Origin of the sequence: Halalkalibacter wakoensis JCM 9140, from assembly GCF_000513095.1 — a bacterium.
In the GTDB taxonomy this organism is placed as follows: Bacteria; Bacillota; Bacilli; order Bacillales; family Bacillaceae_D; genus Halalkalibacter; species Halalkalibacter wakoensis.
This window is the reverse complement of the sequence record NZ_BAUT01000043.1, coordinates 1-12,574: the sequence shown is the minus strand read 5'-3', so window position 1 is coordinate 12,574 and position 12,574 is coordinate 1. Positions and strand designations below refer to the sequence as shown.

Below are 12,574 nucleotides of genomic sequence, written 5' to 3'. Positions count from 1 at the left end.
CGTGGGTCACTGCTCCCGCAGGAGTCTACGTGTTATTCCCCTGCTAGGGTTACTTTTACTTACCTTTAACTTGTTACTCTTTTTCATTTAAAACCTATATTATTCTCTTGAGATTCACTGCAATGTCATGGTAGCCTCTTTAATTTGCGTATGAAACAGACCTGCAACGTCATTAGACTTTGTTTCTCGGGGAGTTTTTATCGTTCCTCTCAACAAAGCGGACGGGTGGGAGGCCGACTCCAGCAGGAGGGAAGGGCAGGTTGAAATCCACCGACGCAGCCGGTTAGTTCAACGCCCGCCTGCAGGTGCGTGCCCCCATCCCGGGAGCGAGATCGAGGCTCCTTTTTTCAAGTCCGAAATGAACTAACACCTAAGGTTCAATCTATAATATATGAATGAAACCACGCAAAAAAGAGGCTAATCTTTTTTTAAGATCGCCTCTTTTTAACTTAATTATTTCGTTCCAAACAATCGGTCTCCTGCATCGCCTAAACCTGGAACAATGTAGCCTTTTTCATTTAGCTTTTCATCAAGTGCTGCTAAGAAAATGTCCACGTCGGGGTGAGCTTCTTGCATTGCTCTTACTCCCTCTGGTGCCGCCACAAGACACATCAGCTTCATCGTTTTTGCTCCGCGCTTTTTCAAGCTGTTGATCGCTTCAATTGCTGATCCACCTGTTGCAAGCATTGGATCGATCACGATAAATTCGCGCTCTTCCACATCTGTTGGAAGCTTCACATAATATTCAACCGGCTCTAACGTTTCTGGGTCACGATACAATCCAACATGACCTACTTTAGCCGCTGGAATCATTCGGAGAATTCCATCCGTCATGCCAAGTCCTGCACGAAGAATCGGTACCAATCCTAATTTCTTCCCTGCGATTGTTTTTGACTTCGCTGCTCCTACCGGCGTTTCTACTGTTACATCTTGAAGAGGTAAATCACGTGTAATTTCGAAAGCCATTAATCCCGCTACTTCATCAACTAGCTCACGAAATTCTTTTGTTCCTGTTTCTTTATCACGGATATACGTTAGTTTATGCTGAATTAAAGGGTGGTCAAACACAAACACTTTGCTCATAGGTTTTTAGCTCCTTTATGGTTCGATACGTTGCTTCTACAAGATTCTACATAAAAAGCATTTCCCCTTCAAGGTTTAAGGTAGAATCGTTTAGTTAAAGTAAAATTATGAATTTTCAGCTTGATTATAAAAGAATCATTAATTAGGCATCACAGCGGCGGACACCAGATCCGTTATGTGTGTCCAAAACGCCTGTTTTTGCACTTTCGCGGACTGTGGTTCCGCTATTGGCCCAAATAGAAGGCTTTTTCCACCTGAAATCCCGAAATAGCGGAACGTCTGTCCTCTTACCCTAGAAAAACTGTCCATTTCGCAAAAATAACGGATCCTGTGTCCTCCAAAGTCCGCTACGCCACCCACCGCGCCTCTCTGCCACAAACATCACATACAAAAAAGCTGAACCCTCAAAGGTTCAGCTTTTCTCATCTTATAGATGTGTATACATTGGGAACTTCGAAGTTAATTCAGATACACGCTTGCGAGCTTCTTCCAACTTCTCTTCGTTTTCAACATTTTTAAGTGTCAAAGCAATAATTGAGCCGATTTCATCCATTGCGTCCACACCGAAACCACGAGATGTAACAGCAGCAGTTCCGATACGGATACCACTTGTCACAAATGGACTTTGTGGGTCAAAAGGAATCGTGTTCTTGTTCGTCGTAATCCCAACTTCATCAAGAGCGTGCTCAGCTACTTTACCAGTTAAGCCAAGTGATTGTAAGTCAAGAAGAAGAAGGTGATTATCTGTTCCACCAGATACGATGTTGATGCCTTCGCTCATTAATTTTTCTGAAAGACGTTTCGCATTATCAATAATCGCTTGGCCATAAGCTTTGAATTCTGGCGTTAATACTTCACCGAATGAAACAGCTTTTGCTGCGATTACATGCATAAGTGGACCACCTTGAATTCCAGGGAAGATCGATTTATCAATCTTTTTACCGAATTCCTCTTTACAAAGAATCATACCACCACGAGGGCCACGTAATGTTTTGTGTGTAGTTGTTGTCACAAAATGAGCGTGTGGCACAGGGTTTGGATGTAAACCAGCTGCTACTAAACCAGCGATGTGTGCCATATCAACCATTAAGTAAGCTCCAACTTCATCAGCGATTTCACGGAATTTCGCAAAATCAATTTCACGTGGGTATGCACTTGCACCAGCAACGATTAGCTTCGGCTTATGCTCTTTTGCTAATTCACGAACAACATCATAGTCAATGCGTTGCGTTTCTTTGTCTACTCCGTACTCAACGAAGTTATATTGAACACCACTGAAGTTAACAGGGCTACCATGTGTTAAGTGACCACCGTGAGAAAGATTCATCCCAAGAACCGTATCACCTTGCTCTAAAATCGTGAAATACACAGCCATGTTTGCTTGTGCACCCGAGTGTGGTTGAACGTTTACGTACTCTGCACCGAAGATTTCTTTTGCGCGATCACGAGCAATATCTTCAACAATATCTACATACTCACAGCCACCATAGTAACGACGGCCAGGATATCCTTCTGCATATTTATTTGTTAATACAGAACCTTGAGCTTCCATAACCGCTGCACTGACGAAATTTTCTGACGCAATTAATTCAATTTTGTCACGTTGGCGACCTAGCTCCTGCTGCACAGCTTCAAACACTTTTGAATCTTGTTCTTGTAATGGCTTCTGATTCAACATCTCTATTCCCCTTCCAACTGCTTATATATTTCGGTTTTCAAACCATTATACATCTTATTCGCTTTTATCTTACCACAAATATCACGCTATTTCCGTATGAAATGAAGAAAAACTTATTTTTTATTCATGTTCATTCGTTTTCTCATAAACAGCACGAATGCCACCAATTAACTTTGGCCTTGTTATTGCCATTGTAAAATGAGCTTCACCAATCGATTTTATCCGGCTCCTAATTGGAACAGCTACCTTTTTCAAGTGCATGCCGATGAGCGTATCTCCAATATCGATTCCAGCATCTGCTCGAATATCTTCAACGAGCGTTGGGTGCTTCATTTTCTTAAACGCATACGTTGCCATCGCACCACCAGCTTTGCGAACAGGGATGGCGGACACCTGTTCATACCCATGTTCTTTCGCAACACTTTCTTCCAGTACAAGGGCGCGGTTTAAATGCTCACAGCATTGAAAAGCCAATTTCACTCCTGTATTTTCTTGCAAGGCAAAAAGTACGTCGTAAATCGCTTCGGCCACTTCATGAGAACCGTTTGATCCGATATGGGAACCAATCACTTCACTCGTGCTTGTCCCAACAACAAGAAGGACATCTTCCGAAAGCGGAAATGCCTCCTGTAAGTCCTCTAATGCTGTTATTAGCTGCTCTTTAATTTGTTCGATCTGATTAACAGGAGTCATGATGCGCCTCCATTATCCTTCGTACTCTGTAATTTTTTGTACTCGCTTGGCGTGTCTACCACCTTCGAATTCCGTAAGAAGCCATGTCTTAGCAATCTCTCTAGCTAGACCTGCTCCAATGACTCTTTCACCCATCGCAAGGATATTGCTATCATTATGTTCCCGTGTAACCTTTGCTGTAAACATATCATGAACGAGGGCACAACGAATTCCTTTGACTTTGTTTGCCGCAATCGACATACCAATCCCTGTTCCGCAGACGAGAATACCACGGTCAAATTCTCCGCTTGCTACTTTTTCAGCTACAGGCAACGCATAATCCGGGTAATCAACAGACGTCGTACATTCACAACCAAAATCCTCGTACTCAATGTTCAGTTCATCCATTAAGTTTTTTAATTCTTCGCGAATCTGTAATCCGCCATGATCTGATGCAATGGCTACTTTCATCTTCTTTTCCCCCAATTTCTTCTTTATGTTGTAAACCGTTCGATCGTCGCTTTTAATTTTCTAGCTTGATCCGACAGCTCATGTGCAATATTTTCCATCTCTGTGATGACCGATGATTGCTGCTCGGTCATAGCGGACACTTCTAATGAGCCTGCCGATGTTTCTTCAGCAATGGCTGCAACCTCTTGAGATTCTTGAGTTGTTTTCTTTATTGATTCCATTTGGCGATCAATCATATGCGAGATATCTGCAATAAACGCATCCACTTCTTTAACCGATTTTTCCATTTCTCCAATCGATTTGTTCGTTGTTGTTCCTTGCTCGGATTGATGCAAGGCTACTTTGACTTGTTCACCAATTTGTTCGGCAACATTTTTCACTTCATTTTGCATATTGTGAATCAAATCTGTAATCCCTTTAACCGCTTTGGCGCTCTCATCCGCCAAATTTCGCACTTCATCCGCAACGACAGCAAATCCTTTTCCCTGCTCACCTGCTCGCGCTGCTTCAATCGAGGCATTTAAGGCAAGCAAATTCGTTTGCCCAGCAATGTCTCCCACAAGGGAAATAATATCTCCAACTTCTTTTGCTTGATTTTCGAGGCGACTTACTGCCTCTAATGATTGTTCATTATCAAAAGCGAGCTGTTGAATCCCTTGGACGAGCGAATGAACGACTTCTCTGCTTTCTGTTAAACGGAGAACCATGCTGTCAGACGATTGCTTGGAATCTTTTGCTCGTTTTTGGACTTGTTCTGCAATAGAGGTCACTTCCTCCATTGATTCCGCTGTATTTTGAATGGCGTATGCTGAGTTTTCTGCGCCTTTTGCAATCTCATCCATCGTCGAACCGATTTGCGCTGCTTTTGTAGACGCGATTTCTGATGCAGAAGAGATTTCACTTACTTTTTGATTGGTCCCGTTAAAATTATTCTCAATATCATGTACCATGTTACGTAAACTATGTAGCATTTCATTGTAAGCGAGACCAAGTGCTCTAATTTCATCATCTGACTTTGAAACGATGATGTCACGCTGAATATCACCAGCAGCAGCTCGTCTAGCTGCCTCCTCCACTTCCCTTAGAGGCTTCGTAATCAACGGTGCAGCGATGTAACCTAGTACCCCGCTCCAAAAAATTCCCTTTACCAATGTGAAAACAATAAAGGCATTCCCGCTAAGCCCAAGAACTCCTTCTAATAGATCCGCTAAAAAGAAAATAAAAATGGCACTAAACCCAAACGTTACAACCGCCAAGCCACTAATTCCGATTACTAGCTTCTTTCGAATACTAGCTCGGTATGTTTTCCGTTCCCCCACCGTGTTCCACCCCGTTATGATTATTCTGTAAATTTATGTGATGCTTTTTTTAAGCATTGTTCGATTTGTTCAGCCGTTTGACGATAAGCCTCTATTGGACCACCTATCGGATCCGCAATATCGATATCATCGCTTTGTGGATCAACATATTCTTTTAATGTAAAGAGCTTCTCATTCACATGAGGATAAAAAATCTTAATCATTTCTTTATGAGAATTTGTCATCGTTAAAACGATATCTGCCCAATGAAGAAGCTCGTCTGTCACAGGCTGTGAAAGGTGGTCGAATTCAATTCCCTTTTCAGCTAGTACCGCCTTCGTCCCTTCCGATGCCGGACTGTTAGGATAAGCTTGCACGCCTGCAGATTTCACTTGAACGGTCTCACCGAACTTTGAGCGTAAAAGCGCTTCAGCCATCGGACTTCTACAAGTATTTCCTGTGCAAACGAATAACACTTTTTTCATGTAATGAACAACGTCCTTTCTAATTCTGAGCTATCCTTTTTTCTGTGAAACTTCCCTATACCTTATTATGTTCCATAGTATCATAACGTATTTAAAAACGGTATAGACAACGTGGCAATTGCTTCCTTTTTATTGGTTTCAAAGCTTCACTAAAAAATGAGCTTAATCCCAAACCCTATTAAAATAAAACCACCAAGCAACTCGCCATATGAACCGACATAATGTTTGAATTTCGACCCCATTATGAGTCCGGCCCACGCTAATACCATGCTAACAATTCCCATCATAAGAACCGTTAAAGCTGTCTTCGTCCCTAACATACCAAAACTTAAACCTGCTGAAAAGCTATCCAAACTCACACTTAAGGCGAACATAAGTAAGCCAAATCCAACTGGCTGCATCATCCCGTCATCTTCATCCGATTTAAAAGAAGATAGAACCATTTGCAGTCCAATAATTAATAAAAGGCCACCACCAATCAATGTCGCAATCATGCCAAAATAATTCGATAATAGCTTCCCAGTCGCAATCCCTAATAAAGGCATAATAATATGAAACAATCCAATAGTGACACCTATGTTAAAAATTTGCTTCAATCGCAGTCCAAGCATACCCATTCCAAGTGCCACTGAAAAGGCATCCATCCCTAGCGCACTAGCCATGATGAAAAGCGTAAAAATCTCCCCCATCGAATCCACTCCTTGTACATGCTATGACCAATGTATGCACGTCCAAAGAAAAATAGACAACCAACTTTGTGTTGGCTGTCTTTGTGGTTCAATTGCGGGATATTCTTACGGTTTTGATGACCTTTTCTTTTTTTGGGGCTCTGGTTGGGCACTAATCGAACCTTTTCGTTACCTTTCCCTAACTTCCTCTCTCGTTCGGGCACTAATTGAAATCCCAGCTTATTCAGACATTCCTGAGTTTTCCCTAACGAATTTCTCCTGCTGCAGCTTTTTCCAAGCGATTCATGATGGCGATCCCTAATCCTTCATACGGAAACATTTCCGCGAAGATGACTTCCACTTCATCGTCATCGAATCTTCGTAAACTTTGATATAATTCACTAGCAACGGTTGCTAGTTTCATTCTACTCCCACACGCAACCACAACATCCGCTTCGTATTTCCCTTCATTTTCAACGGTTGTTAACACCCCAACACGTTTTCCGTCCTTTTTCGCCCGTGAAACTAGATCAGGTATTTTCGCTGTATCTTGTACTAAATACACGGTGCCCACAGGGGAATAATGCTTATATTTCATTCCAGGCGATGCTGGCGTTTGATCGGCTGCTAAAAGTGCCGGGTCCACCTCAATCGGACCAATGACTGCTTCTATCTCTTCTTTTGTTACCCCTCCTGGCCGATAAAGTACCGGAACAGGCTTCGAGCAATCCAACACCGTTGACTCAAGGCCGACCCCCGTTTTCCCTCCATCGACAATTCCTCTAATTCTCCCTACTAAATCATGATACACATGCTGAGCCGTCGTCGGACTTGGTTTTCCTGATAAATTGGCACTCGGCGCTGCAACCGGTACGCCCGCCTCCTTCAATAATGCTCTTGCTACGTCATGGTCCGGCATCCGAACGGCTACGGTTTCCAATCCAGCTGTTACACTTGGAGCCACCACCTGTTTTTTCTTAAAAATAAGCGTCAATGCGCCTGGCCAAAAATGCTTCATTAACTGTTCAGCAACAGTAGGTATATCCGCTACTAGCTCCTTTAATTGATGGGTTTCGGCAATATGTACAATCAGCGGGTTGTCACTAGGACGGCCTTTTGCTTCAAAGATTTTCTTTACCGCTTCCTCCTCTAACGCATTTGCACCAAGTCCATACACCGTCTCCGTAGGGAAAGCAATCACCTCTCCCTTTTTTATCCACAGAGCAGCTTCCCTTAGCAAACGGAGGTTTTCCTCACTCTCAAAAGAGTTATCCACACTCCAAATTTTTGTCTGTTTATAACTCACTGTTCATCTCTCCTATCTTCTCCATTTTGCAAGGGTTGTCTAATGATGTCAACAAAACGAAGAAAATTCGACTTAAACCCTATAAAATCAGTATGTTCATTCACGAAACAACGTCTTTCCTTTCTTTTATTCGACAAAACTCACTCTTGTCCACAAAAACAAGTTGTCCACAACTGTGGACAACTTGTAGATAACTCCCATTATTTATTCACTTTTCCACAACTTACTGCTCTAACTCACATGCCCACACTTTTGCATCACCGTTTGCATTTTTCCTGAAGTGTTCCGAGTTTTTGATCGCTTTTGGAACCTCGTCTTTTTCTACTTCCCGAAAACCTAACTGATGAAACAAGGCATTCGTCCCTTTTGCACATAAATACACGGTTTCAATTTGTTGTTCTTCCGCATATTTTAATGTTAGCTGTAAAAACTCAAGACTCAGCTTCGCATTCCAAATTGGAGAGTCTAATACGAGTGAGCGAAGAAGTCCGTATTGTTCATACTGCTCGACTCCAACCGTACCGATCATGTTTTCTTCTTCATCTTCTACAACGAGAAAGCTTTCAATATATTGTTCAATTCCTTGATCTCTTAAACCTGCTTTTGCGACTAATTTCTGAATTGGAAGCATATCGCGCATTTCACCTTTACGAACAACAATCCCCATAAACTCCACCCTCTCTTAATCTGAAGGCATTGAAAAGGGTGAAAACCAACCTTTTTCAGTGCCTCTTATTAAAGTAGGATTGGCTCCGCACGTTGCGTGCCTGGTATGAGAAACCCATTCATACCAAGCTTTTCGAAAAGATTGCAACGGCTTCACACATTCCTTCGAGGGCATTGAAAAAGGTGAAAACCGTCCTTTTTCAGTGCCCTCTCTTAATCTATTACTAGATTGTTATGTGGAGCTTGTACACTTTATGCTAGATAAATACGTTCGAATGAAAAAAGATAGTCAAAGGTTCATTTCGACCTTTAACTATCCTAACATAGAAGCTTTTATACTTTTTCAGAAGAAAAGATACGCTCTTTTATTTTCGAGAAAATTTCAACTACGAAAAATGCAACCTCTACTTCTTCTCCCTCTTCTTCCACTACATCTTCTTCAACCTCAGCATCCGCTGCTACTGCATCACCATTTGCCATATCAAGAAAACATAACGGCGGGAATAGCACACACCACCAGTTTTCTCCTTTTCCTTCACCTAGCGTAATCAATATCGCATCATACAAACCAGCTGGATAAACAATGTTTCCATATAACTTTGTCGGAAACTCAACTTCTGAAAAACTGACTTCAAAATCTTGATCAAGACCCATTCTTGCCAACTCATCTTCTACAATTTTTTCTATTTTTGCTAGATTATCTTCAATCATCGCTTTTCCTTCATCTAAATCGCTCACACCAAGAACCATCTCTGTGATCGCCGCATTCACTTCATCACGAATTTCACGCTTCAATGCTTGATCCCTTACAGAATCACTATTTGCTAAAATGCGTAACCGAACCGCATCCTCTTGACTAACTTCATTATGTAAAGACGCAACCGCCACTGCATTTTGAGATTCCCAGTTCATAATTAACACAAATAAAGAGAATAATAGATAAATAACTACGTTTGGTTTCATTTCAAAAGCACCGTCCCTTCATAAAAACATTGTGGACAGGACGGTGCGATTTTAAACTATGATTCTAAAAAAAATTTTTAGTAGATTTCATACAACGATTAAAACAGTGGTTGTTCCTTGTCTGTAAACTGATAATAAAAAGGAGCAATGGCAAAAAAGACGATGAACAATCCGAAAATGAGCACAAGCTGCCAAATAAAAGAAAAGTCAAATAGTAGTCGAAGGAGTGATGGGATAAACACGATTGGTAAAACGAGCACACCCGACCGCCATTTTGAATGAGTCGTTGAGTATTGTTTAGCCCCGCAATGCTTACACTTTTTTCGACCTTCAATAAAAAATAAAAGTTCTTTCCAGCGAAATGGCTTTTGACATGACCAACAAATAGGTAACACCATTGAAACCTCCTATTTATTTGAAATGAGACGTATGTTCCTTTTCCTTAGTTACTGATTTTTTATGTGTTCTGCCCATGTTCGTTCCATTACACTGCAGCCACTCGCTTTCCGCGGGGAGGTGCCGAGCCTCCTCGGCTACGCCAGAGGTGTCTCGCCCCTACCTCTTCTTCCCGCAGGAGTCGAGTGACTTCCGCTCCATTTCACTTTGAGTATTACCTTCTTCAGAGCAACATCCTTTAGAAACAACCCTTATAAAGAGCCACAGTTGAAAATAAAACGATGATAACCGTTAAGACAATCATTAAAAGGCCCAACACATTTTTCACCTATTACTATTATGACAGCTACTGTTAATTTTTTCAAAAAACTGATTTTTGCTTTATTACGTTAGATAGTTGAATATGTTCGTTCCACTCGCACACGCAAGGAGGAACCGAGTGGCTGCCGCACAATGGATCTTAGTTGATATATTCTACAACAATCTTTACTTAAAACAGCTTTTTCAAAAACAAACACCAGCAAAGAGGATATCCTCTTTGCTGGCAAAATCGTTATTTCGTCATATCCCCATAAGCTAAGACCATTCGCTCTTTGCCGTTGATGTCATTTTTTATTTCCGTTGTTGCTTGTGGAAATGTTGTTTGAAGCATCTCTTTTACAACCCTGGCTTGCCCTACTCCAACCTCAAACCCGATGAGGCCTTTGTCCGTTATCACTTGTGGAAGCTCCTCCATAAATCGACGATACAAATCAAGTCCATCCTCGCCGCCGAATAGCGCTAAATGAGGCTCATGGTCTCTGACATGAACAGCTAGACTTGGCGCGTCGGTGAGCGGTATGTATGGTGGATTGGAAACAACCGCCTCCACCCGGACTCCTTCTGCAATCAAAGGTTTAAGCAAGTCTCCATGTTTAAATGAAACATGCGCACCCAGGTCTGTAGCATTTTTTTTCGCCACTTGAATGGCTTCTTCTGAAATATCAATAGCCTGGACAGCTAGGGTCTCATCCTCTAGTACGAGCGTAACCGAAATAGCTCCACTCCCTGTTCCAACATCAACTAACGAAATGTTCTCTTCTTGGAAAAGCTTCTGCTTCAGCTCAGTAATCGCTACAACGAGCTCCTCTGTTTCTGGTCTCGGGATGAGCACATGCTCGTTCACCGAAAAACGGCGCCCATAAAATTCTTCATAACCGATAATATGCTGAACGGGCGAACCTAGAGCATGGCGATCTAGGTCTGCTTTCAAGCGTTCGAACAACTCAGGCTCAATCTGATCATCTAATATCATCAACAGTTTTGCCCGGTTTACTTGATAATAATGGCGCAGCAACCACTCCGCAACGGGTGGTTCCAATTCTCTTTCCTCTAAAAAAGAAGAAGCCCAACGAAGGGCCTCACGAATCGTTCTATCATTCATCTTATTGCTCTGCATTTTGCATCGCTTCCGCTTGTTCTTCCACAATCAATGCATCCACGATTTCATCAAGCTTTCCTTGAAGGATTTGCTCTAGCTTTTGAATCGTTAGACCGATGCGGTGATCGGTTACACGGCTTTGCGGGAAGTTATACGTACGAATCCGCTCTGAACGATCTCCCGTACCAACTGCGAGCTTACGGTTTTGATCGTATTCAGCTTGAATTTCACGATTGATTTTATCGAAAACACGTGCGCGTAATACTTTCATCGCTTTTTCTTTGTTCTTAATCTGCGACTTTTCGTCTTGACACGATACAACCGTATTGGTCGGTAAGTGAGTTAGACGAACGGCTGACATCGTCGTGTTAACACTCTGTCCACCCGGACCACTAGAAGCAAATGTATCAACGCGAATATCTTTTTCATGAATATCCACTTCCACTTCTTCTGCTTCAGGAAGAACCGCAACCGTCGCAGTCGATGTATGAATACGGCCACCTGATTCCGTCGCCGGAACACGCTGAACGCGGTGAGCTCCATTTTCATATTTTAACTTTGAATAGGCACCTGCACCGTTAACAGAAAAAATAATTTCCTTAAAGCCACCAAGCTCTGTTGTGGTGGATTCAATAACTTCCCTCTTCCAACCTTGCGCTTCCGCAAAACGGCTGTACATTTTGTAAAGATCTCCGGCAAACAACTGGGCTTCATCTCCACCAGCAGCCCCGCGAATCTCCATGATAACGTTTTTATCATCGTTCGGATCTTTTGGAAGTAATAAAATCTTTAATCGCGCTTCTAACTCTTCTTTCCGATCAGCAAGTTCACTAATTTCCTCTTTCACCATTTCATACATTTCATTATCAAGCTTTTCTTCGAGCATCGCCTTTGCATCTTTATGCTGCTCGTTTACTTCTTTATATTCACGATACGTTTGGACTGTTTCTTCTAAGTCTGACTGTTCCTTTGAATATTCACGTAATTTTTTTGAATCATTTATCACATCAGGATCACTAAGTAACTCGTTGAGACGATCATAACGATCCTCAACCGATTGTAAACGATCTAACACGGTCTTCACCTCATTAAGATTTTCCAGTGTATAACATTCTAATTATAGTATAGAGCAAAGGATGGGTCAATGTGAGTTCAGTTTAAAAAGGAGGAGTTTCCTTTTCATTGTAACTCGATGCCAGCACGTGAAGCGTGTTATCTGTTATATATCGCCTTACTTTGTCCGAACTCGTGCCTTCTTCGGACAACTCTCTGCTTCTTCCCTTCATTCTTGTCCGAACTCGCGCCTTCTTCGGACAACTTTCTCCTTCTTCCCCTCATTCTTGTCCGAACTTATCCCCTCTTCGGACAACTTTCTCCTTCTCCACCTCATTCTTGTCCGAACTTATGCCCTCTTCGGACAACTTTCTGCGTCTCCACCTCATTCTTGTCCGAACTCGCACCTTCTTCG

Annotated in this window: 13 protein-coding genes; all 13 read right to left on the bottom strand. The window is 42.2% G+C overall.

Annotation, left to right across the window (positions count from 1 at the left end; genetic code table 11):
- Positions 1-453: 453 nt before the first annotated feature.
- Positions 454-1,083, bottom strand: a complete 630-nt coding sequence (upp, locus tag JCM9140_RS14895; RefSeq protein WP_034748138.1) for a uracil phosphoribosyltransferase — start codon at positions 1,081-1,083, stop codon at positions 454-456.
- 427 nt (positions 1,084-1,510) lie between these two features.
- A complete protein-coding gene (glyA, locus tag JCM9140_RS14885; protein WP_034748132.1) occupies positions 1,511-2,761 on the bottom strand; it encodes a serine hydroxymethyltransferase in 1,251 nt (416 codons plus the stop codon).
- Between the two features lie 120 nt (positions 2,762-2,881).
- Positions 2,882-3,454: a TIGR01440 family protein gene (locus tag JCM9140_RS14880; protein ID WP_034748129.1), complete on the bottom strand. Its 573-nt coding sequence runs from the start codon at positions 3,452-3,454 to the stop codon at positions 2,882-2,884.
- 12 nt (positions 3,455-3,466) lie between these two features.
- Positions 3,467-3,904, bottom strand: coding sequence for a ribose 5-phosphate isomerase B (gene rpiB / locus JCM9140_RS14875; protein ID WP_034748126.1), 438 nt, complete (start codon positions 3,902-3,904; stop codon positions 3,467-3,469).
- A 23-nt stretch (positions 3,905-3,927) separates the two neighbouring features.
- Positions 3,928-5,223, bottom strand: coding sequence for a methyl-accepting chemotaxis protein (locus JCM9140_RS14870; RefSeq protein ID WP_034748122.1), 1,296 nt, complete (start codon positions 5,221-5,223; stop codon positions 3,928-3,930).
- A 20-nt stretch (positions 5,224-5,243) separates the two neighbouring features.
- Positions 5,244-5,687 (bottom strand): low molecular weight protein arginine phosphatase, encoded by a 444-nt coding sequence (locus JCM9140_RS14865; protein WP_034748120.1) that lies wholly within the window; start codon positions 5,685-5,687, stop codon positions 5,244-5,246.
- Positions 5,688-5,836: 149 nt separating this feature from the next.
- On the bottom strand, positions 5,837-6,376 hold the full coding sequence (locus JCM9140_RS14860) for a manganese efflux pump MntP (RefSeq protein WP_034748116.1): 540 nt from the start codon (positions 6,374-6,376) through the stop codon (positions 5,837-5,839).
- A 244-nt stretch (positions 6,377-6,620) separates the two neighbouring features.
- Positions 6,621-7,661 (bottom strand): L-threonylcarbamoyladenylate synthase, encoded by a 1,041-nt coding sequence (locus tag JCM9140_RS14855; protein ID WP_034748113.1) that lies wholly within the window; start codon positions 7,659-7,661, stop codon positions 6,621-6,623.
- 223 nt (positions 7,662-7,884) lie between these two features.
- The gene (locus tag JCM9140_RS14850) at positions 7,885-8,328 is read right to left on the bottom strand and encodes a GNAT family protein (RefSeq protein ID WP_034748110.1); all 444 of its coding nucleotides are present in this window, start codon (positions 8,326-8,328) and stop codon (positions 7,885-7,887) included.
- 332 nt (positions 8,329-8,660) lie between these two features.
- Positions 8,661-9,290, bottom strand: coding sequence for a stage II sporulation protein R (gene spoIIR, locus JCM9140_RS14845; protein ID WP_034748107.1), 630 nt, complete (start codon positions 9,288-9,290; stop codon positions 8,661-8,663).
- A gap of 98 nt (positions 9,291-9,388) precedes the next feature.
- Positions 9,389-9,688 (bottom strand): TIGR04104 family putative zinc finger protein, encoded by a 300-nt coding sequence (locus JCM9140_RS14840; protein WP_034748104.1) that lies wholly within the window; start codon positions 9,686-9,688, stop codon positions 9,389-9,391.
- A gap of 551 nt (positions 9,689-10,239) precedes the next feature.
- Complete coding sequence (gene prmC, locus JCM9140_RS14835; protein WP_034748195.1) at positions 10,240-11,109, bottom strand: peptide chain release factor N(5)-glutamine methyltransferase; 870 nt, start codon at positions 11,107-11,109, stop codon at positions 10,240-10,242.
- Position 11,110: 1 nt separating this feature from the next.
- Complete coding sequence (prfA, locus tag JCM9140_RS14830; protein WP_034748101.1) at positions 11,111-12,181, bottom strand: peptide chain release factor 1; 1,071 nt, start codon at positions 12,179-12,181, stop codon at positions 11,111-11,113.
- Positions 12,182-12,574 lie beyond the last annotated feature (393 nt).

Excerpts from the sequence above, each read along its gene's own strand:
- JCM9140_RS14860 (WP_034748116.1), bottom strand. The coding sequence starts at position 6,376 with ATGGGGGAGATTTTTACGCTTTTCATCATGGCTAGTGCGCTAGGGATG.
- rpiB (WP_034748126.1), bottom strand. The coding sequence starts at position 3,904 with ATGAAAGTAGCCATTGCATCAGATCATGGCGGATTACAGATTCGCGAA.
- prmC (WP_034748195.1), bottom strand. The coding sequence starts at position 11,109 with ATGAATGATAGAACGATTCGTGAGGCCCTTCGTTGGGCTTCTTCTTTT.
- JCM9140_RS14840 (WP_034748104.1), bottom strand. The coding sequence starts at position 9,688 with ATGGTGTTACCTATTTGTTGGTCATGTCAAAAGCCATTTCGCTGGAAA.
- JCM9140_RS14865 (WP_034748120.1), bottom strand. The coding sequence starts at position 5,687 with ATGAAAAAAGTGTTATTCGTTTGCACAGGAAATACTTGTAGAAGTCCG.
- upp (WP_034748138.1), bottom strand. The coding sequence starts at position 1,083 with ATGAGCAAAGTGTTTGTGTTTGACCACCCTTTAATTCAGCATAAACTA.
- glyA (WP_034748132.1), bottom strand. The coding sequence starts at position 2,761 with ATGTTGAATCAGAAGCCATTACAAGAACAAGATTCAAAAGTGTTTGAA.
- spoIIR (WP_034748107.1), bottom strand. The coding sequence starts at position 9,290 with ATGAAACCAAACGTAGTTATTTATCTATTATTCTCTTTATTTGTGTTA.
- JCM9140_RS14880 (WP_034748129.1), bottom strand. The coding sequence starts at position 3,454 with ATGACTCCTGTTAATCAGATCGAACAAATTAAAGAGCAGCTAATAACA.
- JCM9140_RS14850 (WP_034748110.1), bottom strand. The coding sequence starts at position 8,328 with ATGGGGATTGTTGTTCGTAAAGGTGAAATGCGCGATATGCTTCCAATT.